At 45.0% G+C, this 24,018-nt stretch carries 33 protein-coding genes; 26 read left to right on the top strand and 7 right to left on the bottom strand.

Translation table 11 applies throughout. The features are described from left to right. Positions 1 to 13: 13 nt before the first annotated feature. Positions 14 to 190: a DUF2759 domain-containing protein gene (locus RG959_RS01970; protein ID WP_242233461.1), complete on the bottom strand. Its 177-nt coding sequence runs from the start codon at positions 188 to 190 to the stop codon at positions 14 to 16. 169 nt (positions 191 to 359) lie between these two features. Here RG959_RS01970 and RG959_RS01965 point away from each other — a divergent pair, with 169 nt between their 5' ends. After that, the gene (locus RG959_RS01965; protein WP_251271031.1) at positions 360 to 989 is read left to right on the top strand and encodes an MBL fold metallo-hydrolase; all 630 of its coding nucleotides are present in this window, start codon (positions 360 to 362) and stop codon (positions 987 to 989) included. A gap of 37 nt (positions 990 to 1,026) precedes the next feature. Here RG959_RS01965 and RG959_RS01960 read toward each other — a convergent pair whose 3' ends face one another. After that, positions 1,027 to 1,407, bottom strand: a complete 381-nt coding sequence (locus RG959_RS01960) for a Spx/MgsR family RNA polymerase-binding regulatory protein (protein WP_342795741.1) — start codon at positions 1,405 to 1,407, stop codon at positions 1,027 to 1,029. A gap of 174 nt (positions 1,408 to 1,581) precedes the next feature. Here RG959_RS01960 and RG959_RS01955 point away from each other — a divergent pair, with 174 nt between their 5' ends. The 9 genes from RG959_RS01955 (at position 1,582) to RG959_RS01915 (ending at position 6,657) form a co-directional block, all read left to right on the top strand. Next, the gene (locus RG959_RS01955; protein ID WP_342795740.1) at positions 1,582 to 2,274 is read left to right on the top strand and encodes a helix-turn-helix transcriptional regulator; all 693 of its coding nucleotides are present in this window, start codon (positions 1,582 to 1,584) and stop codon (positions 2,272 to 2,274) included. 87 nt (positions 2,275 to 2,361) lie between these two features. Continuing rightward, complete coding sequence (locus RG959_RS01950) at positions 2,362 to 2,607, top strand: DUF2626 domain-containing protein (protein ID WP_242233465.1); 246 nt, start codon at positions 2,362 to 2,364, stop codon at positions 2,605 to 2,607. A 98-nt stretch (positions 2,608 to 2,705) separates the two neighbouring features. Beyond that, positions 2,706 to 3,812, top strand: a complete 1,107-nt coding sequence (gene comGA, locus RG959_RS01945) for a competence type IV pilus ATPase ComGA (RefSeq protein WP_483298839.1) — start codon at positions 2,706 to 2,708, stop codon at positions 3,810 to 3,812. After that, on the top strand, positions 3,739 to 4,806 hold the full coding sequence (comGB, locus tag RG959_RS01940) for a competence type IV pilus assembly protein ComGB (protein WP_342795738.1): 1,068 nt from the start codon (positions 3,739 to 3,741) through the stop codon (positions 4,804 to 4,806). Before comGA ends, comGB begins: the two co-directional genes overlap by 74 nt. 17 nt (positions 4,807 to 4,823) lie before the next feature. Then, positions 4,824 to 5,144 (top strand): competence type IV pilus major pilin ComGC, encoded by a 321-nt coding sequence (comGC, locus tag RG959_RS01935; RefSeq protein WP_309091571.1) that lies wholly within the window; start codon positions 4,824 to 4,826, stop codon positions 5,142 to 5,144. Continuing rightward, positions 5,110 to 5,577 (top strand): competence type IV pilus minor pilin ComGD, encoded by a 468-nt coding sequence (comGD, locus tag RG959_RS01930; RefSeq protein WP_342795737.1) that lies wholly within the window; start codon positions 5,110 to 5,112, stop codon positions 5,575 to 5,577. Before comGC ends, comGD begins: the two co-directional genes overlap by 35 nt. A 7-nt stretch (positions 5,578 to 5,584) precedes the next feature. Further along, positions 5,585 to 5,875 carry a hypothetical protein gene (locus tag RG959_RS01925; RefSeq protein WP_342795736.1) on the top strand — a complete coding sequence of 97 codons (291 nt, stop codon included), beginning with the start codon at positions 5,585 to 5,587 and terminating at the stop codon, positions 5,873 to 5,875. Beyond that, positions 5,859 to 6,299: a competence type IV pilus minor pilin ComGF gene (gene comGF, locus RG959_RS01920; RefSeq protein WP_342795735.1), complete on the top strand. Its 441-nt coding sequence runs from the start codon at positions 5,859 to 5,861 to the stop codon at positions 6,297 to 6,299. Before RG959_RS01925 ends, comGF begins: the two co-directional genes overlap by 17 nt. Beyond that, positions 6,232 to 6,657 (top strand): hypothetical protein, encoded by a 426-nt coding sequence (locus RG959_RS01915; protein WP_342795976.1) that lies wholly within the window; start codon positions 6,232 to 6,234, stop codon positions 6,655 to 6,657. Before comGF ends, RG959_RS01915 begins: the two co-directional genes overlap by 68 nt. Here RG959_RS01915 and RG959_RS01910 read toward each other — a convergent pair whose 3' ends face one another. The 3 genes from RG959_RS01910 to RG959_RS01900 form a co-directional block, all read right to left on the bottom strand. Continuing rightward, complete coding sequence (locus RG959_RS01910) at positions 6,658 to 7,425, bottom strand: YqhG family protein (protein ID WP_342795964.1); 768 nt, start codon at positions 7,423 to 7,425, stop codon at positions 6,658 to 6,660. A gap of 9 nt (positions 7,426 to 7,434) precedes the next feature. After that, positions 7,435 to 9,015, bottom strand: a complete 1,581-nt coding sequence (locus RG959_RS01905) for a DEAD/DEAH box helicase (protein WP_342795734.1) — start codon at positions 9,013 to 9,015, stop codon at positions 7,435 to 7,437. Positions 9,016 to 9,127: 112 nt separating this feature from the next. Next, positions 9,128 to 9,448: a rhodanese-like domain-containing protein gene (locus RG959_RS01900; protein ID WP_309091630.1), complete on the bottom strand. Its 321-nt coding sequence runs from the start codon at positions 9,446 to 9,448 to the stop codon at positions 9,128 to 9,130. A 218-nt stretch (positions 9,449 to 9,666) separates the two neighbouring features. Between RG959_RS01900 and RG959_RS01895 the strand changes: the two genes are divergently transcribed. Then, complete coding sequence (locus tag RG959_RS01895; RefSeq protein WP_342795733.1) at positions 9,667 to 10,503, top strand: lipoate--protein ligase family protein; 837 nt, start codon at positions 9,667 to 9,669, stop codon at positions 10,501 to 10,503. Between the two features lie 197 nt (positions 10,504 to 10,700). Further along, positions 10,701 to 13,262 carry a vitamin B12-dependent ribonucleotide reductase gene (locus RG959_RS01890; protein ID WP_342795732.1) on the top strand — a complete coding sequence of 854 codons (2,562 nt, stop codon included), beginning with the start codon at positions 10,701 to 10,703 and terminating at the stop codon, positions 13,260 to 13,262. 97 nt (positions 13,263 to 13,359) lie between these two features. Here the strand turns inward: RG959_RS01890 and RG959_RS01885 are convergent, their stop codons facing one another. Both RG959_RS01885 and RG959_RS01880 read right to left on the bottom strand, forming a co-directional pair. Next, positions 13,360 to 13,740, bottom strand: a complete 381-nt coding sequence (locus tag RG959_RS01885) for an SA1362 family protein (protein ID WP_315695189.1) — start codon at positions 13,738 to 13,740, stop codon at positions 13,360 to 13,362. Positions 13,741 to 13,777: 37 nt separating this feature from the next. Then, on the bottom strand, positions 13,778 to 14,716 hold the full coding sequence (locus RG959_RS01880; protein ID WP_315695191.1) for a DUF1385 domain-containing protein: 939 nt from the start codon (positions 14,714 to 14,716) through the stop codon (positions 13,778 to 13,780). Between the two features lie 107 nt (positions 14,717 to 14,823). Here RG959_RS01880 and RG959_RS01875 point away from each other — a divergent pair, with 107 nt between their 5' ends. From RG959_RS01875 to accB, 14 genes are all read left to right on the top strand, one after another. Next, a complete protein-coding gene (locus RG959_RS01875; protein WP_342795731.1) occupies positions 14,824 to 15,243 on the top strand; it encodes a hypothetical protein in 420 nt (139 codons plus the stop codon). Between the two features lie 59 nt (positions 15,244 to 15,302). Further along, a complete protein-coding gene (gene aroQ, locus RG959_RS01870; protein WP_342795730.1) occupies positions 15,303 to 15,740 on the top strand; it encodes a type II 3-dehydroquinate dehydratase in 438 nt (145 codons plus the stop codon). Positions 15,741 to 15,744: 4 nt separating this feature from the next. Then, positions 15,745 to 16,806 (top strand): M24 family metallopeptidase, encoded by a 1,062-nt coding sequence (locus RG959_RS01865; protein WP_251271013.1) that lies wholly within the window; start codon positions 15,745 to 15,747, stop codon positions 16,804 to 16,806. 20 nt (positions 16,807 to 16,826) lie between these two features. Beyond that, on the top strand, positions 16,827 to 17,384 hold the full coding sequence (gene efp / locus RG959_RS01860; protein ID WP_242233510.1) for an elongation factor P: 558 nt from the start codon (positions 16,827 to 16,829) through the stop codon (positions 17,382 to 17,384). A 108-nt stretch (positions 17,385 to 17,492) separates the two neighbouring features. After that, entirely contained in the window at positions 17,493 to 18,599 is a 1,107-nt protein-coding gene (locus RG959_RS01855) for an acyl-CoA dehydrogenase family protein (RefSeq protein WP_342795963.1), read from the top strand. A 93-nt stretch (positions 18,600 to 18,692) separates the two neighbouring features. After that, on the top strand, positions 18,693 to 19,586 hold the full coding sequence (spoIIIAA, locus tag RG959_RS01850) for a stage III sporulation protein AA (RefSeq protein WP_342795729.1): 894 nt from the start codon (positions 18,693 to 18,695) through the stop codon (positions 19,584 to 19,586). Further along, the gene (locus RG959_RS01845; protein WP_309087539.1) at positions 19,583 to 20,095 is read left to right on the top strand and encodes a hypothetical protein; all 513 of its coding nucleotides are present in this window, start codon (positions 19,583 to 19,585) and stop codon (positions 20,093 to 20,095) included. The genes spoIIIAA and RG959_RS01845 overlap by 4 nt, the downstream gene beginning before the upstream one ends. A gap of 13 nt (positions 20,096 to 20,108) precedes the next feature. Continuing rightward, positions 20,109 to 20,312, top strand: coding sequence for a stage III sporulation protein AC (gene spoIIIAC, locus RG959_RS01840; RefSeq protein WP_242233513.1), 204 nt, complete (start codon positions 20,109 to 20,111; stop codon positions 20,310 to 20,312). A gap of 99 nt (positions 20,313 to 20,411) precedes the next feature. Then, positions 20,412 to 20,720, top strand: a complete 309-nt coding sequence (locus tag RG959_RS01835; protein WP_242233514.1) for a SpoIIIAC/SpoIIIAD family protein — start codon at positions 20,412 to 20,414, stop codon at positions 20,718 to 20,720. A gap of 3 nt (positions 20,721 to 20,723) precedes the next feature. Beyond that, positions 20,724 to 21,809 carry a stage III sporulation protein AE gene (spoIIIAE, locus tag RG959_RS01830; RefSeq protein ID WP_251271009.1) on the top strand — a complete coding sequence of 362 codons (1,086 nt, stop codon included), beginning with the start codon at positions 20,724 to 20,726 and terminating at the stop codon, positions 21,807 to 21,809. A 4-nt stretch (positions 21,810 to 21,813) separates the two neighbouring features. Beyond that, positions 21,814 to 22,314 (top strand): stage III sporulation protein AF, encoded by a 501-nt coding sequence (locus RG959_RS01825; RefSeq protein ID WP_315695208.1) that lies wholly within the window; start codon positions 21,814 to 21,816, stop codon positions 22,312 to 22,314. Beyond that, the gene (locus tag RG959_RS01820; protein WP_342795728.1) at positions 22,307 to 22,855 is read left to right on the top strand and encodes a stage III sporulation protein AG; all 549 of its coding nucleotides are present in this window, start codon (positions 22,307 to 22,309) and stop codon (positions 22,853 to 22,855) included. The genes RG959_RS01825 and RG959_RS01820 overlap by 8 nt, the downstream gene beginning before the upstream one ends. Then, complete coding sequence (locus RG959_RS01815; RefSeq protein ID WP_251271006.1) at positions 22,855 to 23,373, top strand: SpoIIIAH-like family protein; 519 nt, start codon at positions 22,855 to 22,857, stop codon at positions 23,371 to 23,373. Before RG959_RS01820 ends, RG959_RS01815 begins: the two co-directional genes overlap by 1 nt. A 149-nt stretch (positions 23,374 to 23,522) precedes the next feature. Continuing rightward, positions 23,523 to 24,005, top strand: a complete 483-nt coding sequence (accB, locus tag RG959_RS01810) for an acetyl-CoA carboxylase biotin carboxyl carrier protein (RefSeq protein WP_309087548.1) — start codon at positions 23,523 to 23,525, stop codon at positions 24,003 to 24,005. Positions 24,006 to 24,018 lie beyond the last annotated feature (13 nt).

Genomic DNA, 24,018 nt, shown 5'->3' with positions numbered 1-24,018 from the left:
ATCAGGGGCTTTTTTAATGGGCAGCTGGATAGCCGTGATGCAAAACCGTCATGATGGTAAACCAGCCGATTACACCAGCTGTACCCAGACTAAAAACGATGCCGAGCAGATTTTTGTTTTTTACAGCGCTGATGGTACTGAAAACGGCAAGAAGGGCAATAAGAGCAAAAATAATCGTTAACCCGTTCATTTTTCCAGGCCTCCTTATATAAAAAGCCATAAAAACCCATGTAAGCGTAAAACACACCCCTATTGTATAAGGTTTTTCCATATTTGTCGAGATGAAAGCGGATAATTCTTTTAACAGCTGCAGTTTCCTGTTACGATATCAATTGAATAAAGAAAAAGGTGGAGATGATATGGATTGGACGCAATTGCCGCTTGGTCCTCTGCAAACAAATTGCTACATACTTTCTCATGAGTCAAAATGTATTGTTTTTGACCCGGGTTCAGAAGGAGATCAGCTTGTGAGCTGGCTGAAGGAAAACAAGCTTGACCCGCTCGCTGTTTTGCTGACTCATGCTCATTTTGACCATATTGGGGCTGTTCGCCCGCTGAAAGAAGCTTTTAACATGCCGGTTTATCTGCATGAAAAAGAAGCAGAGTGGCTTGAAAATGCCGATCTGAACGGCTCAAGCCGCTTTGGCATGGGAAGCATTACGGCACCGCCGGCTGATGTTTTGATCCGTAATGAAGAAGATTTAACGATTGATCTGTTTACATTCAAACTGCTGCATACACCGGGCCATTCACCGGGCAGCGTATCTTATTATTTCGAAGAAGGCGGCGCCTTGTTTGCCGGTGACACTCTTTTTATGGGCAGCATCGGCCGTACAGACCTTGCTGGCGGCGATCACCAGACACTTCTTACGAGCATTCATGAAAAAATTATGTCACTGCCTGAGGAAACCATTGTGCTCCCGGGACATGGCCCGGCAACATCCGTGATCACGGAAATGGACAGCAATCCTTTTTTAAATGGTTTTTAAAAAAACAGAGAACGCCATTACGGTGTTCTCTGTTTTTTTATCCGGTATATTTCATAACCTGCTTTTTTTTCGTCAGGCTTCTTAGCTTTTCAAGATTATATCCAACCACAAGCGATTCTCCGTCCGTTAAAATCGGACGCCGCAGCAATTTAGGCTCTTCAATAATCAAATCGACAACGGCTGAAAGGGGCATCTCATCGACGCTTACATTTAACGATTTAAACGTTCTGCTTCGGGTGGCAAGCAGTTCATCAAGACCTTCTGAAGTCATGGATAAAAGATTTAGCAGCTCCTGGCGTGTAGGAGTTTCACGGAAAAGGTGGCGTTCCTGAACATCAACTGAATGGGCAGACAGCCATTTTTTTGTTTTTCGGCATGATGTACAGCTTGGATACGTATAAAAGGTAACAGCAGACATAAATACTCCTCCTTTTTTATTCTCAAATACACTATACAATACTTGTACAATTATTGTACGGTGATTACCCTCTTAATTGTGTCCAATTTCGTAACACGCTTATAAGTATGACTTTTATCATTTTTCACCATAAAATTGTTGCTTATAATAATTAAAAAATGACGAGGTGATAAAATGAACTCTGTTTTAAAAGTAACAGGCGCACTTGCTGATGCCACACGTTATTCCATTTATGAATATATTTTAAAAGAACATAGAGACCTGACAGTACAGGATATAGCCGCTCAATTTGGCATTCATCCGAACGTGGCACGCCTTCACTTAACAAAGCTTGAAGATGTCAATTTAATTGGTTCCTGTCTGCAGAAAACAGGAAAAGGCGGCCGGCCGGGTAAGATATATAAGCCGGCGGAAAGAGCTGTGCAGCTGGCTTTTCCACATCGCGATTACCAGCTTTTGTCGGATATTTTGCTTGGGGCTCTGGAGCTTTTTGGAGAAGACGGAGTAAAAATGGCGGAAGCGGCCGCTCAAAAAGCCGGCCGGCGTTCTGTAGAAGCAGAAATGAAAGGGGCTGTTTCCTCCCTTCCAAATAAAGAACGTCTTCAATTGCTTAAAACGTTGACTGCAAGAATTGGTTATACAGCGCATGCGGAAGAAACAGAAAAGGGGATCGTTGTTCAATTTGCTATTTATAACTGTCCATTCAAAGAATTGCTTCAGGAAAAAGCTGCAGCAACATGCCGGATTCATAAAGCGTTTTTACAAGGAGTTATGGACACCTTATTTGGGCCTGCTGTTTTAAGCCAGCATTCTACGATGCTGAATGGATGCAAGGAATGTATCTATCAGTCGGTTGCAGTAAACTGAATAAAAGAAACGCTTACATTTTTGTCTCTTATCCTTTATAATAGTGATATTAATGGACCAAGCTTTGAAAAAAGGGAGGGATACATAATGGATCGGATGTTTCGTGTTATGGCATTTTGGACCGGTATTTTTTCTTTAATGTTTTACTTGGGCCATATGAATATTACGGCTTTAATTTTTCTTGGCCAAACTGGATTTTTCTTATTACTCGGCTATTTACGTCTTTCTGAACGAATGTATATTTATGTGTTTGGTGCTTATTTAACCGTTTTTTTTGCCGCCTTTACTTATTGGTCAACCTTTATGATGACGCCGGGAAGCGGAGGGCATTAAAACAAGCAAAGCCTTTAAAGCGGAAAGCTTTAAAGGTTTTTTTGTTAAAGTTTTGTAAATATTTTGAAAAAAACAAGTCTAACCCGGCATATTGTTGTATGCTCAAAGGGAGAGAAGGTGATAATTTGCAGGTTGAGCAAAAAATGGAGCAAATCTTAAAAGAAGCTGTTCAAATGCAGGCCACCGACCTTCATTTAATGCCAAAACAAAACGGTTATTTGCTTAAAATTCGTGTCGGCGGCCAGCTGATAAAAAGTGAAACCTTTTCCATACGGGAGGGCGAACGGCTGATTGCTTATTTGAAATTTACGGCTTCGATGGATATCGGTGAAAAACGAAAGCCTCAAAGCGGCTCCTTTCGCCAGACGGTTGATCAGTTTCCCCTATCGCTGCGTGTTTCCACGCTTCCCGCTGTACCCCACAAAGAAAGCCTCGTGATCCGCCTTTTGCCACAGGAACATGTTCCATCTCTTTCCCAATTAACGCTGTTTCCTTACACAGCGGTCAAGTTAACCTCGTTATTAAACCATTCAAACGGCCTCATTCTGCTTAGCGGCCCAACCGGGAGCGGAAAATCCACTACACTTTACTCTATGATTCAGCATTGTGCCTCCCATTTAAACAAACATGTCATTACACTCGAGGATCCCGTTGAAAAACAGCAGGATGCTTTCGTACAAATTCAAGTAAATGAAAAAGCCGGCATTACGTATGCAACGGGCTTAAAAGCCATTTTACGCCACGATCCTGACGTGATTATGGTCGGTGAAATACGTGATGAAGAAACTGCACGAGCCGCTGTGAAAAGTGCACTTACGGGACACCTGGTTCTTTCGACCATTCACGCTCGCGACGCTGCAGGTGTTATCGGCAGGTTAAAAGAGCTCGGTATTACTCAGCATGAAATGACACAGACACTGATCGGCATTACCGCACAGCGGCTTGTCCGTATCTGCTGTCCGGACTGTGGTGCTGCCTGCAGGGAGGAATGTATGCAAAAAACAAAGCAGGCGATCGTTTGCGAATTACTATTGGGAAAAGCACTGTTTTCTATACTGGGGAACAAATCATCGCATCAGCCGGTATCTGTTTATCAAAAGCTGCAGGATGAGCTGCGAAAGGGGATAGCATATGGATTTATCACACGCGAGGAATGGGCTCGCTGGTGTTTTAGCGAAACGGACTTCAGCGAAAAATGGAGCTGATTTTATTACAAGGCTCGGGGAAATGATGATAAAAGGTTTTTCCATTGGAGAAGCGGTAGAATTTCTGTTGATGAACATACCGGATATAAATAAAAGGCAAACAAACTTGATTCAAAAGCAGTTGCGGGAGGGCGTTCCGCTTCACGAAATTCTGCCGGTGCTTCATGTTCCTTCCCTTATCTGCCTGCAGATTTTCTTTGCTGAACAGCACGGAAATGTTCAAGAAACGCTCGTGCATGCAGGAACACAGTGGAGCAAGACTGAACAGGCGAAAGAAAAGCTTGTACGGCTTCTGCAATATCCGATCTTCCTGCTGGCTTTGCTTATCGTATTGCTCGCGGTCTTAAATACTTTCGTTCTTCCTCAGTTTCGGGATCTTCACGCTTCAATGGGATATGAACCAAAAGGGATGATCCTGCTCCTGCTTTTTTTTCTTCAATGGGCACCCCCGGCCGTCTTAATTACAGCCCCTGTTCTGACTGGTCTGCTTCTTCTTTTGTATACCCGCTATAAACTTCTTTCTCCGCAAAAAAGAGCGGATATGATCATAAAAATTCCGTATATGAAAACTCTATTTCAGCTTTATTTTACCCGTCTTTTTGCCAGGGAATCTGCTCAACTGTTAAGCAGTGGATTTTCGGTGAACGAGCTTCTCCATGTATTTGAAGAACAAACGATTTATCCCATGCTTCGTGAAGCTTCAAAAAAAATAAACAGCCAGCTTATGTCGGGTACTTCTTTGAAAGAAGCCATTGCGAATATCACTTGGTTTGACCGAAAGCTGCCTGCTTTGATCGGCCATGGAGGGGCAAATGGCAGAATGGGAGAAGAGCTGCTTCTTTACGCATCATTCTGTGACCAGCTGATTGAAAACAAAATAAAAAAAGCAACAAGCATTATTCAGCCGGCCGTTTTTTTAATGATTGGCACGGTTGTCATGGCTGTTTATCTGTCGGTGATGCTGCCGATGTTTGAGATGATTGGCTCGGTTTAAAAAAGGAGGAAAAAAGAATGAAGCGATTCTGGAAGAATGAACGAGCATTTACACTGATAGAAATGATGATCGTCTTATTGGTGATTACCGTTTTGCTTTTCATTGCGATTCCAAACGTGGCAAAGCAAAGTAAAAATATCAATGCAAAAGGCTGTGACGCGTTTGTTCATATGGTGCAGGGGCAGGTACAGGCGTACCGGATTGATAATGGATCACTGCCTTCCTCTGTCAGTACACTCGTTACAGATGGGTACTTAAGAGATGATGAAACGACCTGCCCGGGTGGGGGGGCTGTTACGATCGATGCGGAAGGAATTGTGTCAGCCGGTGGGTCATAAAGAAGAAGGCTTTACACTTCTGGAAATGATGATTGTGCTGATGGTTTTTACTGTCTGCTTCGGAGCAGCCCTTATTCCGCTTCGGACGATTGCGGAAGACGTGCGCAACCGTCAGTTTTTTCACCAGGTAGAAAGGGATTTGTTTGCAGCCCAGGCATATGCTGTTTCGAAAAACGCAAATATTGTTGTAGACTTTTTTGAAAATAAAGACCGGTATTATCACATCTACACATTTGAAATACCGAGAAAAACGATTATCAAGCGTGAGATCCCCGAGCGTTTCATATTTGATGAGAGGGGTTTAGATACGATTGCTTTTTTAAAAACAGGTACGACCAGCCGATTCGGCACGTTTTATTTTACAACAAATGAAAAAACCACCAAGCTGATTTTTTTAATTGGAAGGGGACGTTTTTATTTTTCGGAGGAATGAAAGAGGGATGACATTAGCGGAAAGTCTGCTGGCTTTAACCGCTCTTTTTATAGCGGCAGGTGTTTTGCTGCCTTTTAGTTTAAAACTAATGGAGGGCACCTCCTGGCGCTGGGAGCAGCAGGAAGGAATGAGAAAGTTATATGAAGAAGCCGAATCCCGGATTTTTTCGGATGCTTCCTTTTCTTATGAATTGGATGGACCAGCCGCCAGGGGAAAATTGGTTTGGGAAGAAGACGGAGGAAGGGCGAAAGCGTGTGTATTCATTCAAGGGAAAAAGAGATGTGTGGAGGAGCAATAACGGCTTTACACTCATTGAATCTCTTATTGCATTAATGGTCTTTTGTGCGTGTGCTGCTTCGATTCCACTGCTTTATGATGGCGCTTATCGGGCTGTGGAAGCTGGAAAAGCCGAGAAAAACACGGAATGGGAGCTTTTTATCATTCAGCTGCGCAATGAAATGCAGGGATCTTCGAATTGGCATGTGTCTGGGACAAGACTCGCGTACCAAGCAGCAGCTTCTGGTGACATGCTAGTCACGGTTAGTCAATATCGTGACAAAATTAGAAGGCAGATCAACGGGCAAGGACATGAAGTGATGCTGCAAAATGTAAAAACGGCTTCGTTTTCAGAACAAGGAGGGAAAATGTACATACATGTTACATTTTCAAACGGTGAACAGGAAGGAGCGGTCATGTATCCTTTCTATAAGAAAGCACATTAAGCGTCAGCAGGGAATGATTTTTCCGCATGTTTTGCTTATTTTAGTACTGATTATGGCAGCATCTGTGTCAGCTGCAGATGCTGCCGTGACCAAATGGAAAACAGCGGATCATTTAACAAACTATTATGAGTTTCGTGTGGCTGAGCTGATGGCGCTGCGGCGTGTTTTAACCCAGTCAGAGCCTGCTTCTTTTGAGATAGAAACAAATCTGGGCACAACAAACGCTGCAGTAACGGAAACAGCTGAACAAAACTGGCAGATTCGAATCACAACAACTCATACTGACGGTTTTTTCCGTGCCACTTATGTATACGATCCCCGCTTGGAATCGTTTCTCAGCCGGGTTGAATACCATTAATTATTTTGTCTGAGCCAGATAGAAAAGCCCGCCATTCAAAACGGAAACACGGATCACTGGTTCAAAACGGCGCATAATGGCTGCTTTTTCCCGTTCATAATGCGTATTATCCTCTTCCTCCTGGTCAAAAAAAGACTGAAGAAGCTTAAGCTCTGCTTTTTGTTTTTTAAGAGCCGTTTGAGCCCAGCCATGCTCTTCTTCCATCAAGTCTCTCCATAATTTTTGCTTTAGCCGGTTCAAGCCGCTTGCAGGTGTAATAAGAGGCGAGAGCACATAATGGTAAGGACTGATCGAGTGGCTGAGAGACAGAGAGCCTGCTTGTTCCAAAAATTGATCCGAAAAAGCTCCGTTGATTAAATGAAGAGCAAGCGGAACGAGCTTTTCTTTTTTGCTGTTTGCTTCATAGGAAAGGTGAAAATGAACAAACAGCCAAGGATCAAGCTGAATGGTTCCCGATCCGTTTGTTGTTTCATACAATTTGACAAACGATGCTTTTTTTTGAGCATAGGAAAGAAGCTGATGAAAACGGGGGGACCCGAATGTAACATATTCTTCCTGGTGTTTGAGCGGCCGGCCAGGGTCCTTTGTGAAAAAGGTGACGCTCATCGGGTCGCCTGCCTGGCCTAGCCGGTCTTTGTAATGCCAGTAAAAAGGGCGGTTCATCAGGGAACGATCTGCTTCTTCGGTTAACTGAACCTTTAACGAGTGTTCAGATTCTTCAAGAATAGGACATTCACAGGCAGTAAAAAAGGAACGAAGAAAAGACATCAATGTTGTTCACTCCAATGCAGCTGCAAGGTTTTGCATTTTTATTTCCCACTCTCTAACACTTTTGGAAGAGTGGAATGTATCATGCAAGTGTTCTTCAATCCAGTTTTGATCCAAAATATTGTCCAGCTTTCCGATAGCCGTTTGAAAAAGAGCGATCTTTTCGTAAAGCAAAGAGAGCATGCGGTCTTCCACTGATTGTTTATAGGCAAGATGATAAATGTGGACGTTCTCAGTCTGACCGTAACGATGTACACGTCCAATTCGCTGTTCAAGTTTCATCGGGTTCCATGGAAGGTCAAAATTGATAACATGGCGGCAAAATTGAAGATTCAATCCTTCACTGCCCGCTTCCGTAGCAATCAGCACCCGCGCTGGACCTTTGAAAAGTTCAATCATCCAATCTTTTTTTCCTTTTTTGAACTTTCCTTGGAAAGAAACAGCTGGAATTTGATGATAACGAAAAAACAGCTCCAAATATTCCTGTGTTGCCCGATACTGAGTAAAAATAAGCACCTTTTCATTTTCCAGGCCATTCACAATTTCTAATGCTTTTTCAGCTTTGGAATTTCGGTCAACAGCTTGAGCGAGCGCAGCGACTTTTGTTTTGTCAAACCCTTCCTGCTTTTGCAGAGTCGCCAGGGCCGCATACTTGCTGCTGCATGCTTCCCGCTGCAGCGTCAGAAGTGTAATGGAGCTTGGCAGGCATTCGGACAGCGAATCATAAAACGCTTTTTCTTCTTTTGACGGGTCGATCCGAATAGTTTGAATAAAGCGTTTTATAGGCTCACTTTCCACATCTGTCCGGGTATTGCGGATCATGACCTGCCTGAGCAGGGCGTGAAAAGCATCATGGTTTTGAACGGAGCGCTTTCCATCTTTAAATTGAGACTGGAAGAATCCGTTGCTGCCAAAAAGCCCGGGTCTTAAAAGAGAAACCAAGTGAAACAATTCATCTGCGTTGTTCTGAACCGGTGTCGCTGTCAGCAGCAGGCAGTATGTTTTATTTAAGCGGCTGACAAACTGGTGATTTTTTGTAGCAGGATTTTTCAATCGGTGTGCTTCATCGATGATAATCATGTCAAATAACGTATCCGCAAATGCATCGGCAAACTTCGGCTGTTTGGCCGAATCAATCGATGCAATCTGAACGCCGTGCCAAGACCAGTCAGGATTTTTCCGCTGGACGAGCGCGAAAATTTGAAATTTTTCACGCAGTTCTTTGGCCCACTGGCTGACCAGGGAAGCGGGTGCTAATATAAGGATGCGGGAAGCAAGGCCCCGCAGCATATATTCTTTTAAAATAAGTCCGGCTTCAATGGTTTTTCCGAGGCCCACTTCATCTGCTAAAATAGCGGTTCCGCTCATTTCTTCCATTACGGTCTGGGCCGTTTTCAGCTGGTGGGGAAGAAACTGCATATGCGGCAGAAAATCAGGCGCCAGCAACCCATCAAAGCGGGAAGGCAAAATTTGCTTTTTCATCTCGGCTGTTAAATTAAAAAGTGCCCAGCCGCCGGGTGTTGAAGCGGTTTTTAAGTTTTGCTCGAGTGCATCTGCCCAAGTATCATCATACATAATAGCAGGCTTCATTTATCTCGAAGTCTCCTTTCGATTTCATGAGCTGTCCCTAGCCTGCCCTTAAAAAGGGGAGAACATACACAAGCGGACAAACAAAAACAGCCCTGTTTAAACAGGGCTGTTTTTATTTTGTTTTAATTTTTCCGGTCCATTTTTTAAATCCGCCTTGCAGATGGTAAATGTCGCGGTATCCTTTTCTGTATAGCATTTGTGCAGCACGGCCGCTGCGAAGGCCGCTCTGGCAATACAAATAAACAGGCTTGTCCGGGCGAATTTCTTTCATTCGCTGCTTCATTTGCGTAACAGGAATGTTCCGGGCTCCTAAAATGTGGCCGCCATTGTATTCATTCGGTTCGCGCACATCAACCAGCTGCGCTTTCCGGTATCCTTTTACAAATTCTTCCTGACTGAGCGGTTTTACTGCACGCTTTTGGGAAAAGTACATAAAGATCGCGTACAAAATAATGGCACCGAGTACCGCGGCAATAGAATAAAGCAACGTTGTGTTCCCCTTTCGAATAAACTGCTCCCTTTATTATATCGATATGGTTATAAGAAGAAAAGAAAATTCTCTTTAAAAAAAGAAGCGTGTTCGCCTTTGAATTTCAGGGTCAATTTGATAGACTGAGTGAGGAAATTTACTAAGAAAAGAAGGCGTATATGATGGCAAAAGAAACATGGGCTTTTCTTGATACTGGAAATCAAAATGCAGCTTATAATATGGCTGTGGATGAGGCGCTTCTTGATTGGCACAGCAAGGGCCTGATCCCGCCCGTCGTCCGCTTTTATGGCTGGGAGCCGGCGGCGCTGTCCATTGGCTATTTTCAAAAAGCGGAAAAAGAAGTGGATTTTGACGCTGTCCGAAATTATGGGCTTGGCTTCGTGCGCCGTCCGACTGGCGGAAGAGGCGTGCTTCATGAGCATGAGTTAACGTACAGCGTGATTGTGAGTGAAGAGCATCCAGACATGCCGACAGGTGTAACAGAAGCATACCGGGTCATTTCTGAAGGCGTGCTTCAAGGATTCCGTAAGCTTGGACTTGCTGCAGAGTTTGCTGTCCCGCGGACAGAGGAGGAAAAAGCAAGTTTAAAAAATCCGCGTTCAAGCGTTTGTTTTGATGCGCCAAGCTGGTATGAGCTTGTCGTTGAAGGAAGAAAAGTGGCGGGAAGCGCGCAGACCCGGCAAAAAGGGGTAATATTGCAGCACGGCTCTATCCTGCTTGATTTGGATGAAGACAAGCTGTTCAGCTTGTTTCACTATCCAAACGACCGGGTAAAAGAGCGGATGAAGAAGGCGTTTGGAAACAAAGCAGTTGCGATTAATGCGCTGCGGGCTGAACCGGTAACGCTCGATGAAGCACGTGTTGCGTTCAAACAAGGGTTTGAAGAAGGGCTCAATATTCACCTTGAACCGCTCGTTTTAACAGGTGGCCAAAAACGTCAAATTGAAACAATTCAAAGAGATCGGTATGAAAATCCGGATTGGAATTTTCGCAGATAAAAAGAGGTTCGACAAAATTATTTTTTTTTTGCTTTTTTCTCTTGGATTTCAAGGCCTGCCAGAGGATGAGCAGAAGGGCGGCCGCTTGACAAACCGCAAGATCTAAATCAATATATAGAATATAAAATTAAAAACAAACACAATATATTGTGTTTGTTTTCGCTTTTTTTCAACAGAATACAAAAGGAGTTGTTTCCATGTCTGCTACGTCCGCTAAGGTTATGTCACTGAACGTTGACCAGTTAAACAAGGACATCAGCATTTTCCCGCAGGTTTTCCCGATCACGCCGGAAATGAACATTACACACAAAGGCGTTTCCCGCCTGGTTATGATTGACCGATATTCATTTAAAGATACTGAAAAAATTACCCTGTCTGAAGGCGACTTTGTTGTTTTAACAATTAAAGAAGATCCTAAATTCCCAGCTCGTGGGACAGGCTTTGTCGTATCGCTCGATCGAGAAGCGAAAAGAGCATCGATTTTGATTGATGAAGAATACCGCAGTGCGATCGATGATCCAAAAGAAGCAGAAACAGGTATTATTCACCGCAGTCTTGATGTGATTGAAAAACCGCTTGAAGTTTTTTACGAGCAGATTGCTAAACGCAATGCAGCAGGGCTTTCATCTGTTGAAAAAACAGATGAAAAGAAAAAAGAATGGTTCGATAAATTTTATAACGAACTTGTAAGCTTAAACTTTATTCCGGCGGGCCGTGTGTTATACGGAGCGGGGGCAGACACAGACGTGACGTATTTTAACTGTTATGTGATGCCATTTGTAGCTGATTCACGTGAAGGTATATCCGAGCATCGTAAGCAGGTCATGGAAATTATGAGCCGCGGCGGCGGTGTCGGAACGAACGGCTCCACTCTTCGTCCGCGCAATACCCTTGCCCGCGGCGTAAATGGGAAGTCGTCTGGATCCGTTTCGTGGCTTGATGATATTGCCAAGCTGACACATCTTGTTGAGCAGGGCGGATCACGCAGAGGTGCTCAAATGATTATGCTGGCAGATTGGCACCCCGATATTGTAGAATTTATTATTTCAAAAATGCAAAACCCGCGTATCTTGCGTTATCTTCTTGAAAATACAGAAGACGAGCAAATTCAAAAAGCGGCAAAGGATAAATTAAACTTTAAGCCGCTTACTGAACGCGAGGAGCAGATGTACCAGGGTGTGGTGAACTACAAAAACATCCCCGGCTACGGCGGCTTCAGTCCTGAAATTATCAAAGAAGCGGAAGAGAAACTTCGTACCGGCGGAACTTACAGCGTTCATAACGCTGAATTTTTAACTGGTGCCAATATTTCGATCTGCCTGACGAATGAATTTATGGATGCAGTGGAAAAAGATGCGGATTATGAGCTTCGTTTTCCGGCTGTAGAAACGTACAACAAAGAAGAAATGGCCTATTACAACGAAAATTGGCACAAAGTCGGCGATGTCCGTGAATGGGAGCGCGAGGGACATAAAGTTCGCACGTACCGCAAAATTAAAGCGCGCGAGCTATGGAATTTAATTAATGTCTGTGCGACTTATTCAGCAGAACCAGGCATTTTCTTTATCGACAATGCCAATGAAATGACCAATGCAAAAGCATATGGCCAGCAGGTTGTTGCAACAAATCCATGTGGTGAGCAGCCCCTTGCACCATTTTCAGTCTGCAATTTAGCAGCCGTTAACCTTGCTGAAATGGCGGACAAGGATTTGAAAACGGTGAACTTTGATAAATTAAAACAAACGGTTCGCACAGGTGTCCGTATGCAGGATAACGTGATCGATGCGACACCGTATTTCCTTGAGGAAAACAAAAAACAGGCGCTCGGTGAACGACGGGTCGGCCTTGGCGTAATGGGACTGGCGGACCTGCTTATTTATTGCGAAAAAGAATATGGTTCTCCAGAAGGAAATGCCCTTGTTGACCAGGTGTTCGAAGCGATTGCTGTAACAGCGTACGAAACGTCTGTAGAGCTGGCAAAAGAAAAAGGCAGTTTCCCATTCCTTGAGGGAGAAACACAAGATGAAACCAATCGTCTTCGTGAGGCATTTGTTCATACAGGCTATATGAAAAAAATGCCGGATCATGTACGGGAAGCTATTCTTCAAAATGGTATTCGCAATTCGCATTTGTTAACTGTGGCACCAACGGGTTCTACTGGAACGATGGTGGGTGTATCAACGGGATTGGAGCCGTATTTCTCCTTTACGTACTACCGCAGCGGACGGCTTGGTAAATTTATTGAGGTCAAAGCGGATATTGTAAAAGACTATCTGGAGCGCAATCCGGAAGCAGATCCGGATCAATTACCGGATTACTTTGTAACAGCGATGAGCCTGGCACCAGAAGCGCATGCAGATGTTCAGTGTGTGATTCAACGGTGGATTGACAGCTCTATCTCCAAAACCGTAAACGCACCGCGCGGCTATACAGTTGAGCAGGTAGAAAGCGTGTATGAGCGTCTTTATAAAGGCGGGGCAAAAGGCGGCACAGTTTATGTAGACGGAAGCCGTGATTCCCAGGTGCTTACGCTGAAAGCAGAAGAAAACACGTGGGATGAAGAAGAGAAAACAGAACCGAAACAACATGAAAACCACGTTGTTTTAATTGATACGATTCAGGATCTTCGTTCAACGAATGTGACAATTGGCAGTGAAGTCGGCAATACTTGCCCGGTCTGCCGCAAAGGAACAGTAGAAGAGCTCGGCGGCTGCAACACATGTACGAACTGCGGCGCCCAGCTGAAATGTGGATTATAAGAAAAAGAAGGCCTCCAAAAAGCCGCCCTTGAATAAAAAGGGCGGCTTTTTATATATTGCCGGCAATAAAAAAACCCTGCGCGGATATCCGGCAGAGTCATTCAGAAGAAGCTCGGGAGCTTCGCTTTCCTTTATTTCCTTGAATAAGGGTTAAATGTGAGGCTTTCTTGCGGCGGGCTGCTTTCTTTTTCGGCTTTCCTGTCGTGAAAGCAACAGATGGTTTCGATTTAAAACCTGTTTTTGTGGCGTAGCGTTTTTTGGATTGTTTCACAGCTTTAGAGTAAGCGCGGTTTTCGCTGTGGTTTCCTCCAGTCCGGTTACGCATAAACAGCCGGAGCAAGAACATCACAATCGCAACAGTGATTACAGCAAAAGCAATTTGCTGCACGAGCTGCCCGGGAGAGGTGATCATCATTGACACAAGACCAATGGCAGCGAGTGCAGTAATGACGGAAACGACAACAGTGCGAACATTCATTAAAGCCACCTCCCGGAAAAATAGTGTTACTTACATATTAGACAATTTCGTCTGCTTTTAATCCTTTTTCAGTACTTTCTTCAATGGAAATTAATTTCTTGAAAGAGGCGATCGCCACTTCCACTTGATCATCTGATGGGTCCTTTGTGGTTAAAAGTTGAAGCCAAAGTCCAGGATACCCAAGCCACTTTAAGCCGGGAACATCACGAACTTTGTTTGTGAGCTGCAGAACCTCAAAAGAAAGGCCAAGCACAACAGGAATAAGAGCAAGCCGGTTAAGCACTCGTACATAAAATGGCTCAGTCGGTACAAGCATATACACAAAAACACCAACAATAACCGTAAATAAAATAAAGCTGGATCCGCAGCGGTAATGAAGCCGGGAAGAGGCCTGCACATTCTGCACAGTCAGCGAAAGCCCATTTTCATAAGCATTTATTACTTTATGCTCCGCTCCGTGATATTGGAATACACGTTTAATAAGCGGCGTCATCGAAATGGCCCAAATGTAAACAAGCAGCAGGAGTAATTTAAACAGCCCTTCTACCAAGATCTGGGCCATATCACTTTGAAAAATAGGCCTTGTCAGTTCAGCCAGGCCAACCGGTACAAGGGTAAAAACAAATTTTCCAAACAGGAACGATAAAATCCCAACGAGCGCTACCCCAAACATAAGGGTAAACTTCGACGGCTCTTCTGCTTTTGCTTCTTCTTCACCCGGCGGGACATCATACCGGTCATTGGCAAAGTTTAAATGTTTAGACCCTGTCGCAGCAGCTTCTAAAATGGCAACGATACCGCGAAGAAGAGGAATTTTTTTTATTGTCTGGAGGGCGGGGCGAATCGTGCGGGGCAGATGGAAATATTCAATCGATCCATCGTTGCGCCGTACGGCGGTAACCGTATGATTTTTTCCGCCGAACATAACACCTTCAACAACGGCCTGCCCGCCATACACCGGCTTTTCATTACTCATGTGTTCGTTCCTTCTTTCGTTCATCCTTTAGCAAGGACGTATAGTAATCATATTTTAGCGATAATCCGGCTAAAATAAAAGCGGGACCTGCTTGAAGGAGGAAAGAAATGATTCGAACCAACAATTCTAAACATTCTGATTATTCAAGGCGTATGATAAGTGAGACCGGCGTGATGGCAGGCCTGCTGTTGCTGCTATTCAGCTGGCTTTCTTATACCTTTCATTTTATGAACTGGGACCCTGTCTTTATGCTTGCTGTTTTCCCGCTGCCGCTGCTTGTAAAATACGGAATTGCCTTAGTGATAAGTGTGCTTATTTCTATTGTACTCTCTTTATTATACTATGCGCTGTTCCGTAAAAGAAAGCCATTCACCGTTGGAATTTCCATAACTGTTTTCTTTTTTTTGTTTGTTTTTTTCGGTGCTGACCGGTCACTTCTGCACCTGGTCACCATTTTTTCTCTTTTGCTCGGTTATTTCCTGTTTATCAGCCTCACAATTTCCTGGCATTACGAAAGAGCCAAGTAGTCAGAAGCCGGGCAAATATGGTAAACTAGTCGGGAAAATGAATAGCCGGGGGATAAGAAATGAAGAAAATTTTGCTTATTAATGGGGTAAACCTGAACCGGCTTGGAAAGCGTGAACCGCATATTTACGGAACGACGACGCTTGCCGAGCTTGAGGAACGGCTGATCAAACGCGGGGCGCAGGCAGGCGTGGAAGTGGTAACCTTTCACTCCAATTTTGAAGGAGAAATTGTGGAACGGCTTCATCTAGCAGAGGATGAAGGAATGGATGGGATTGTTTTCAATCCCGGCGCATTCACCCACTACAGCTATGCCATTGCCGATGCAGCAGCAGGGATTAACGTACCAATTGTAGAAGTACATATTTCAAATATTCATAAGAGAGAAGCTTTCCGGCATCATTCAGTTACGGCATCTCACGCGGTAGGACAGCTGTGCGGCTTTGGGCTGTATGGCTACGAAATGGCACTCGACTTTTTGGTAAACAGGGAGGGCTGAGAAAATGGGACAGATTGAAAAGCTGCGCTCAAAAATAGCTGAGCAGGGACTGGATGGCTTATTTATTATGAGCCCTTATAATCGCCGCTATGTAAGCGGGTTTACCGGTACATCAGGTGCTGTACTCGTCACAAGCGAAGAAGCCGTTTTTATGACCGATTTTCGTTATACAGAGCAGGCAGCAAAGCAGGCAGCTGGATTTACGATCGTCCAGCATACAAAATCGATTTTCGAAGAAGCTATGCAGAAAGCAGAAGCACTTGGTGTACAGACGCTTGGTTTTGAAAAAGAATACGTTTCTTACCAGGAGTTTGAATTGCTTCAGAAGTATTTCAACGGGACACTCAAGCCGGTGGCAGGAATCGTGGAAAACTTGCGCTTGATTAAGACCGAACCAGAGATTAAGATATTAAAGGAAGCGTGTGACATCGCAGATGCAGCGTTCAAGCATATTTTGGATTTTCTAAAGCCGGGAGTAAGAGAAATTGATGTATCGAATGAACTTGAATTTTTCATGAGAAAATGCGGTGCAGATTCTTCCTCTTTTGATATTATTGTTGCTTCAGGTGCCCGCTCAGCTTTACCGCACGGTGTAGCGAGTGAAAAGGAAATCCAGTCAGGCGACTTTGTTACGCTTGATTTTGGCGCATACTATAAAGGATACGCATCGGACATCACCCGTACAGTAGCGGTTGGAGAACCATCCGAGCAGCTAAAGGAAATTTATGCGATTGTATTGGAAGCGCAAATGGCTGCGGTAGATCAAATCAAGCCTGGAATGACAGGTGCCGAAGCAGATGCTGTAGCACGCGATATTATTTCATCAAAAGGATATGGAGATGCATTTGGCCACTCCACTGGACATGGTCTTGGCCTTGAAGTGCATGAAAGCCCGAGACTCTCGGTAACAAGTGATAAACCGCTCGAATCCGGTATGGTTGTAACAGTGGAACCGGGCATTTATTTGCCGGGTATCGGCGGCGTCCGGATCGAAGACGATATCCTGCTTACAGACAGCGGGAATGAACGGCTCACACATTCTGCTAAAGAACTTATTATTTTGTAAAAACCCCAGGAGGAACACACATGATTTCAGTAAACGATTTTCGTACAGGCTTAACGATTGAAGTAGACAACGGCATTTGGCGCGTTGTAGATTTCCAGCACGTAAAACCAGGAAAAGGAGCAGCGTTTGTTCGTTCAAAGCTGCGCAACCTTCGTACGGGTGCCATTCAGGAAAAAACATTCCGTGCCGGTGAAAAAGTAGGGAAAGCACAAATCGACAACCGTCGTATGCAATACTTGTATGCAAACGGCGACCAGCATGTGTTCATGGATAACGAATCATATGAACAAATCGAAATTCCAGCATCTCAAATTGACTATGAGTTAAAATTCTTAAAAGAGAACATGGAAGTATCCATTATGATGTTTGGAACAGAAACACTTGGTGTAGAGCTTCCAAACACAGTAGAATTAAAAGTAACAGAAACAGAACCAGGCATCAAAGGCGATACAGCATCAGGCGGTACAAAGCCGGCAACTGTAGAAACAGGACTTACTGTAAACGTGCCGTTCTTCGTAAACGAAGGTGACGTACTGATCGTAAATACAACAGACGGATCATACGTATCGCGTGCATAATGATTTTTTAGGGCGTACCTGACAGGTATGCCCTTTTTATTTGCGTTCTGTCCTGCTTATTCGTACGATGAAAGAAGATAAAGAGAAAGAAGGTCGATCGTATTGTATATGAAAGAAAAAATCGAGCCGCTGATTCCGGCCTTTCAATCTAGGGAACCGGCATTAGACGAGCTGAATTCTTTTCCGTTTGAAAATATAAAAGATTTAAAGGAGATCAGCTATACAAAAGCGATGCTTCCACAAAACGGAGGAATGTCACTCGTTGATTTTATCCAGCATCAGGAATTGATCGCAAAAGGATGCGGGGCAACGGGCCTTTCGATTGGTTGGCACACCGGCATCCTGATGGAATATGCAGAGTACCGGCACTGGAACCCGGCGATTGCTGACTTTCTTGTAGAAGAAATCCAAAACGGCAAACTGGTCAATGCGGCAGCAAGTGAACGCAATGCAGGAAGCCCGCTTCGAGGGGCACGATTTAAAACAAATGCCGTTCGTGACGGCCAGGAATATGTAATCAACGGGGAAAAAACATTTACCTCTGCAGCGCCCGTCTTGGATTACGTATTTGTCTCTGCATCCATTGGTGAGACAAAAGAGGCAGCTGTGTTTCTTGTACCGATGTCTGCCGAAGGAGTTTCCATACGGGAAACGTGGGACAGTGTAGCCATGCGTGGAACAGCGAGCCATGATTTAATTCTCGAGAATGTGAGAATTCCAGCTGATTATATTGTGGAGAAGCTTGATCAGTCCCAGCGGCTTCGCCGAAAAGGGTCTCTTCTTCACATCCCGGCTTGTTACATTGGCATTGCCGGTGCCGCCCGTGATTATGCGCTCAAGTTTGCGGCCTCTTATACGCCGGCTGCACTCGATCATCCGATCGGCGAATTGCCGGTTATGGAGCAGTCTATTGGTGAAATGGAAACCAAGCTGATGGCTGCCCGTCAATTTTTGTACCGAACGGCAGAGCTGTATGACCGGGAACCAGAGAATCCGATCGGTCCGCAAATGGCCGCCGCAAAAGCGTTTGTAACCAACACGGCTATTGAAGTAACCGATATAGCCATGCGGATTGTCGGTGCCAGAAGCTTGTCTGCGAAAAACCCGCTTCACCGGTACTGGCAAAACGTTCGTGCAGGCCTTCATAATCCGCCAATGGACGATATTGCTTACCGGACGCTTGCCCAAAGTGCGCTGCCGCAATTTCGCTCATAAATATTAAACCGCCAATCTCTTGGCGGTTTTTTTTCATGGATAATATGCCTTCTTCAGTCATACAATGTGGAAAGAGCGGAAGGAGGCGGCGGATTGCCCTATAAAACCATTATCCCTTATTTACCCGAATCGACGCTACAAGCTGTCAGTCCTCTTTTGAGAAGCGATCCGGCGATTGAAGAAATCCGGCTTCGAACCGGGCAGCGTATAGAGCTGTCAGGACCAAAGCCGTACGTGCTGTCTACTTGTTTTTCTGAGCAGGACCGTGCCGCGTTTGTTCATAAAATCACCAAGCATTCTGTATACCGGCTTGAGGAGCAATTAAAGCGCGGTTATTTAACAATCGAAGGAGGACATCGAATCGGTCTGGCGGGACAAGCTGTTTTAAAAGCCGGAACGGTGTCTTCGATGACAAACTTATCATTCTTCAATATTAGGATCGCCAAGCAAAAAAAAGGAGCAGCTCTTCCGTTGCTGGCATCTTTATGTGAAGACGGATGGAAAAGTACGCTGCTGATTGGTCCCCCAAGGTCCGGTAAAACAACGCTGCTGCGGGATATTGCCCGCATTGCGGGTACGGGGGAGGACAAGCGGAATATAAAGCCGGTGAAAACATGCATCGTCGATGAAAGATCTGAAATTGCCGGCTGTCTCTATGGGGTTCCCCAGCTCGACGTTGGCATGAAAACAGATGTACTCGATGCATGTCCTAAATCGGAAGGCATGATGATGATGATCCGTTCGATGAGCCCGGAAGTTTTGATTGTGGATGAGATTGGACGGCCAGAGGATGCACAGGCGCTTTCTGAAGCTCTGCATGCAGGCATTGCGGTGATTGCCACTGTTCATGCACGTTCCTTAGAAGAAGCGCTTCGTCGTCCCGTTATTCGCCATATTAAAGAAAGCGGCTTGTTTGATACGTATATTGAGGTAAACCAGGAGCATGGCTTTACGATTTTAAAAAAGGAAAGGCAAGCGGCCGGATGAAGTGGGCAGGGGCTCTTTTTATTATCGCAGCGAGCTTGTTTATCGGCTGGCACAAGTCCAGGTCATACGGGGAGCGTGTTCGTCAAATTCGCCAGTTTGAAACAGCCCTAATGATGCTTGAGTCTTCTATTGCTTATGGTGCTGAATCGATGGAAACGGCTGCGCGCTCTATTTCCCAAACGATTGAAAAGCCTGCCAATCTGGCTTTTGCAGAATTTGCTGAAGCGCTGGCCGTCTCAGAAAAAAGTGCCGGTGATCTTTGGTCCGCTGTTTTAAAAAAGCAGGGAACCGGGCTGGCATTGAAAAAAAGGGACTTACAGGTTGTAGAACAGGCAGGCTGTATGCTGGGGACTGTAAACCAGACGGCAGAAGCGAGAAAGCTCCAGCTTGTTTTAAAGCAGCTTGAAAAGCAGCGGGAAGAAGCAGCGATCGAAGAAAAAAGGCTTTCCGGCATGACACGGTCCGTCAGCCTGCTGTGTGGACTTATGACAGCCATTTTGCTCCTATAGGGTGGGTCGATAGATGGATATGGACGTGGATTTACTGTTTAAAATTGCAGGCATTGGCATTGTCGCTGCTTTTCTGCACACCATTTTAGACCAGCTTGGAAAAAAAGAATATGCCCAGTGGGTCACGTTGTTTGGATTTGTTTACATTTTATTTATGGCGGCTACTATTGTTGGCCAGCTGTTTGAAAAAATCAAATCCGTATTTTTATTTCAATGACAGGAGCGGTGAATCATTGCCATTACTCATATTGCCGCTATTATACTCGTCGCTGTTTTTTTAGCCATTCTGCTTCATGAATATAATCCAGGTTTTTCATTGCTGTTTGTCCTGTTTACGTGCAGCATTCTTTTATTTCAATTTGCAGACGAAATGGCCAAACTGATCGCGGCCGTCCGGAAAATGGCTGCCTATGCAGGAGTGGAAGCCCTTTATATTGAGACCGTTTTAAAAGCGGTCGGCGTAGCCTTTATATCGGAATTTATCGCCAATATTGCGAAAGATGCCGGTCAGCAGGCTCTTGCAGCAAAAATGGAGATAGCCGGGAAAATTATTATTATGGCGCTTATCCTGCCGATTTTGACCATTTTGATTGAAACAGTGTTAAACATGCTTCCGGGGCGGTGATCCATGGGATCTATATGGCAGCCGATAATGGAGCAAGCGGATTTATCGGCGCTTGAAAAAAGGTGGAGTGAATTAAAGCAGCTGTACGGCCCTTTTTTGCCAAGAAAAATGGAGTTTGATTCCGGAAATATTGATTTAGCTGCTTTGTTTTCTCCCGAAAGCTGGATGTCGGCATTGAAGTCTTACGTGCTTTTCGAAGTTACCACACACGCGCAAAGCTTAGCCATTATTTTTTTGTTGTCCATTTTGGCAGCTGTGCTTAAAACAGTAGGACAAGCATTGGAAACGCAGACGGTAACGAAGACAGCAGAAGCCGCCGTATTGATTCCGATTTTTATACTGGCGATGGGCACATTCCGGCTCGCTGTCGAGTCTATTTCGGGTGCGGTAGAGCAAATGACCGTTTTCATGATGGCCTTTATGCCGGTCTTGATCGCTTTACTGACGATAAGCGGCGCTGTAGCCTCTGCTGCTTTATTTCCGCCGCTGCTTCTTTTTATGATGAACGCGTCCGGCATTTTAATTGACCAGATTATTTTGCCGTGCTTGATCTTCTCGGTTGTTTTCAGCCTGGTCAGTTTGCTTTCCGACCACTACAATGCCGATCGGATTGCTGCACTCCTTAGAACAGTCAGTATCTGGCTTCTCAGTGCGTTTATGACGGTGTTTCTGACCATTTTGACTTTAAGGGGCGTGACTGCTGCGGCGGCAGACGGTTTAACCGTCAAAACAGCAAAATTTATAAGCGGTACGTTTGTGCCAGTTGTAGGGCGCATGATGGCGGATGCCGCGGACACGGCTTCCGGGGCCGCTTTAATGATTCACAATACAGCCGGTGTGGCCGGCATTGGGCTTTTGGCGCTGACGGCCCTTTTTCCCGTCGTAAAACTAATGGTGCTCGTCATCCTGTATAAGGCATCTGCCGCCGTACTGCAGCCGCTTGGTGACTCAGCGGCTGCGTCACTTCTGGATATTATTGGAAAAACGATGTCATTTATGCTGGCTGCGCTGGCACTCGTGTCTTTTATGTATTTTCTATTCATGGCCGCTGTTGTAGCGGCTGGAAATGCCGCTTACATGATGAGGTGAGGAAATGCAGGGGCTTTTTGACTGGCTTGCATCAGTGCTGGCACTTCTTTTATGCGCTTCTATCGTAGACATGTTTTTGTCCGAATCACCGATGAAAAAATATGTCAGGCTGGCGGCAGGACTTGTGATCATGGCAGCCCTGGTCAAGCCGCTATTTTCTGCTGATTGGTCCTTTTCTTTTTCGAATGAGCGAACCGTTTCTTCGTTTGAGCAGGAAACGAAACAGCAGGTCGAGCAGTTGTCCGGTGTTTCTGAACTGGCTTCTGATACCTATGTCAACCAAGCGCTGCAGCAGGAGGCACAGGCGACTGTTTCTGCTTTTTCTTCCTGTGAAGTAACCACTGTTGAAGCAGAAGTGGCAGAAGAGCAAGTAAAACAGGTGGACATAGAGATGAAAGGGCAGTGCCCGGAACAAGAAATTGAGCGCCGTTTAACGGAAAAATGGAATATTGGGGCTCATCAGCTGAATATGGTGATGGAAAAGGAGGAAACAGGAGGTGGCTGACCGGCAATCGCTTTTAACATGGTGGAAAAATGGAAAAGCGGACAAGCCGCTGAAGTGGGCAGCAATCATGCTGGGCGCCGGTATCGCACTGATGGCGCTTAGTGATTTAACCGGACCGGAACAACCGCCTGAGAAAGAAGAAAGCAAGCCTGCTGCTGCGAATACAGAAGCAGATTGGAAAAAAAGCTACGAAACAGAATTAAGAGATGTATTAAATAAAATTGAAGGTGTCTCGGATGTTTCAGTAGTCGTAAACCTGGCTTCTTCTGAACGAAAGGTATACGAAAAAAACATTGTTTCTTCCGATGGAGAAAGTGAAAGCACGAGGGATGAACAAATCGCTCTTGTGCGGGATGGCGATGTAGAAAGTCCGGTCATGATTGAAACGCGCAGGCCGGATATTCAAGGAGTGCTCATTGTTGCCGGAGGGACAGAACGGGCTCAAGTCAAAAAAAGGGTGGTAGAGGCGGTCACACGGGTGCTTGGTGTTCCGGTGCACCGCGTAGCCGTCATGCCCGGAAAATCAGGAGGGAAAAACTAATGCCGAAAAAACAAACGGTTTGGCTGTTTACAATGGTTAGTTTAACGGCTGTGCTTGGTGTGTATTATATGACTGGTCCGGAGAAGCTGCTGCCAGCCTCTACCCTTGAGGAAAAAGTGTCAGAACCGGAAAAAGAAGTAGATGTAGCCGTCGAAGAAACGCCAACGGATGAAGTATTTGAAATGATCCGGCTTGAAGCGGAAGAAGAGCGCAGCCGCTTAAAAGAAGAATTAACCGCTAAAGTAGCTTCTGCGGACCTGTCAGCGGAAGCAAAAGATGAAGCTTATACAACGATGCAGGAGCTCGATGAGCAGGCTGCAAGCGAGCGGATGCTTGAAACGGTGATTAAATCAAAAGGGTATGAAGACGCACTCGTACGAACAATGGATGGAGAAGTTCGGATTACCGTCAAAGCGGACAGCCATTCCACCGAAGCCGCCAATGAGCTGATTCGGCTTGCCAAAGAGGAAATGGGCGACAAAATGCCTGTTTCGGTAGAATTTGAACCCTTAAAATAAAAAAAGCCTCCCGCTTTTCGTAAAGCGGGTTCCTTTCATTTAGATTCTATATTTGCTAATTGACGAAAAAAAGATAAAATGAGAAAAGGAGCTTTTTTGTTATGTAAAAACGGCTCGTTTATTTTTTTCCTAAAAGGGGTGCTCTGTACATGAAAGTACAAGAAATTAGAGAATTAATCAAACTGGTTGATCAATCAGGAATTGATGAATTTGTATTTGAATCAGCAGGAAGTAAGCTGAAAATGAAAAAATCAACAGGAACGACTACATATGCTGCAGCACCGGTATCACACGTTCAGCAAGTATCTGTTACACCGGAAGCGCCAGCCGCGCCTGTTATGCAGGAAACACCGGCACCAGAAGCGCCAAAATCAGCAGCGGATGATTCCAGCCTACATAAAATTACTTCACCAATGGTCGGAACGTTTTATCAATCGCCATCGCCGGATAAAGAAGCATATGTAAAAGCAGGGTCAAAGGTTCAGCCGGACTCCGTTGTCTGTATTGTGGAAGCTATGAAGCTGTTTAATGAAATCGAAGCAGAAGTGAGCGGAGAAATTGTTGAAATCCTTGTAAAAGATGGCCAGCTTGTTGAATATGGCCAGCCGCTTTTCTTGGTGAAACCGGAATAAAGGAGCATTTGCG

This window comes from Domibacillus sp. 8LH, from assembly GCF_038806185.1.
Lineage (GTDB): Bacteria > Bacillota > Bacilli > Bacillales > Domibacillaceae > Domibacillus > Domibacillus indicus_A.
Note: the sequence above shows the minus strand (reverse complement) of the source record. Positions and strands in the feature narration are given on the sequence as shown.

What these genes read in the sequence shown, in the direction of transcription:
- RG959_RS01970 (WP_242233461.1), bottom strand. Translation starts at nt 190, where the DNA reads ATGAACGGGTTAACGATTATTTTTGCTCTTATTGCCCTTCTTGCCGTT.
- RG959_RS01965 (WP_251271031.1), top strand. Translation starts at nt 360, where the DNA reads ATGGATTGGACGCAATTGCCGCTTGGTCCTCTGCAAACAAATTGCTAC.
- RG959_RS01960 (WP_342795741.1), bottom strand. Translation starts at nt 1,407, where the DNA reads ATGTCTGCTGTTACCTTTTATACGTATCCAAGCTGTACATCATGCCGA.
- RG959_RS01955 (WP_342795740.1), top strand. Translation starts at nt 1,582, where the DNA reads ATGAACTCTGTTTTAAAAGTAACAGGCGCACTTGCTGATGCCACACGT.
- RG959_RS01950 (WP_242233465.1), top strand. Translation starts at nt 2,362, where the DNA reads ATGGATCGGATGTTTCGTGTTATGGCATTTTGGACCGGTATTTTTTCT.
- comGA (WP_483298839.1), top strand. Translation starts at nt 2,706, where the DNA reads ATGCTCAAAGGGAGAGAAGGTGATAATTTGCAGGTTGAGCAAAAAATG.
- comGB (WP_342795738.1), top strand. Translation starts at nt 3,739, where the DNA reads ATGGATTTATCACACGCGAGGAATGGGCTCGCTGGTGTTTTAGCGAAA.
- comGC (WP_309091571.1), top strand. Translation starts at nt 4,824, where the DNA reads ATGAAGCGATTCTGGAAGAATGAACGAGCATTTACACTGATAGAAATG.
- comGD (WP_342795737.1), top strand. Translation starts at nt 5,110, where the DNA reads ATGCGGAAGGAATTGTGTCAGCCGGTGGGTCATAAAGAAGAAGGCTTT.
- RG959_RS01925 (WP_342795736.1), top strand. Translation starts at nt 5,585, where the DNA reads ATGACATTAGCGGAAAGTCTGCTGGCTTTAACCGCTCTTTTTATAGCG.
- RG959_RS01915 (WP_342795976.1), top strand. Translation starts at nt 6,232, where the DNA reads ATGTTACATTTTCAAACGGTGAACAGGAAGGAGCGGTCATGTATCCTT.
- RG959_RS01910 (WP_342795964.1), bottom strand. Translation starts at nt 7,425, where the DNA reads ATGTCTTTTCTTCGTTCCTTTTTTACTGCCTGTGAATGTCCTATTCTT.
- RG959_RS01905 (WP_342795734.1), bottom strand. Translation starts at nt 9,015, where the DNA reads ATGAAGCCTGCTATTATGTATGATGATACTTGGGCAGATGCACTCGAG.
- RG959_RS01900 (WP_309091630.1), bottom strand. Translation starts at nt 9,448, where the DNA reads ATGTACTTTTCCCAAAAGCGTGCAGTAAAACCGCTCAGTCAGGAAGAA.
- RG959_RS01895 (WP_342795733.1), top strand. Translation starts at nt 9,667, where the DNA reads ATGGCAAAAGAAACATGGGCTTTTCTTGATACTGGAAATCAAAATGCA.
- RG959_RS01890 (WP_342795732.1), top strand. Translation starts at nt 10,701, where the DNA reads ATGTCTGCTACGTCCGCTAAGGTTATGTCACTGAACGTTGACCAGTTA.
- RG959_RS01885 (WP_315695189.1), bottom strand. Translation starts at nt 13,740, where the DNA reads ATGAATGTTCGCACTGTTGTCGTTTCCGTCATTACTGCACTCGCTGCC.
- RG959_RS01880 (WP_315695191.1), bottom strand. Translation starts at nt 14,716, where the DNA reads ATGAGTAATGAAAAGCCGGTGTATGGCGGGCAGGCCGTTGTTGAAGGT.
- RG959_RS01875 (WP_342795731.1), top strand. Translation starts at nt 14,824, where the DNA reads ATGATTCGAACCAACAATTCTAAACATTCTGATTATTCAAGGCGTATG.
- aroQ (WP_342795730.1), top strand. Translation starts at nt 15,303, where the DNA reads ATGAAGAAAATTTTGCTTATTAATGGGGTAAACCTGAACCGGCTTGGA.
- RG959_RS01865 (WP_251271013.1), top strand. Translation starts at nt 15,745, where the DNA reads ATGGGACAGATTGAAAAGCTGCGCTCAAAAATAGCTGAGCAGGGACTG.
- efp (WP_242233510.1), top strand. Translation starts at nt 16,827, where the DNA reads ATGATTTCAGTAAACGATTTTCGTACAGGCTTAACGATTGAAGTAGAC.
- RG959_RS01855 (WP_342795963.1), top strand. Translation starts at nt 17,493, where the DNA reads ATGAAAGAAAAAATCGAGCCGCTGATTCCGGCCTTTCAATCTAGGGAA.
- RG959_RS01845 (WP_309087539.1), top strand. Translation starts at nt 19,583, where the DNA reads ATGAAGTGGGCAGGGGCTCTTTTTATTATCGCAGCGAGCTTGTTTATC.
- spoIIIAC (WP_242233513.1), top strand. Translation starts at nt 20,109, where the DNA reads ATGGATATGGACGTGGATTTACTGTTTAAAATTGCAGGCATTGGCATT.
- spoIIIAE (WP_251271009.1), top strand. Translation starts at nt 20,724, where the DNA reads ATGGGATCTATATGGCAGCCGATAATGGAGCAAGCGGATTTATCGGCG.
- RG959_RS01825 (WP_315695208.1), top strand. Translation starts at nt 21,814, where the DNA reads ATGCAGGGGCTTTTTGACTGGCTTGCATCAGTGCTGGCACTTCTTTTA.
- RG959_RS01815 (WP_251271006.1), top strand. Translation starts at nt 22,855, where the DNA reads ATGCCGAAAAAACAAACGGTTTGGCTGTTTACAATGGTTAGTTTAACG.
- accB (WP_309087548.1), top strand. Translation starts at nt 23,523, where the DNA reads ATGAAAGTACAAGAAATTAGAGAATTAATCAAACTGGTTGATCAATCA.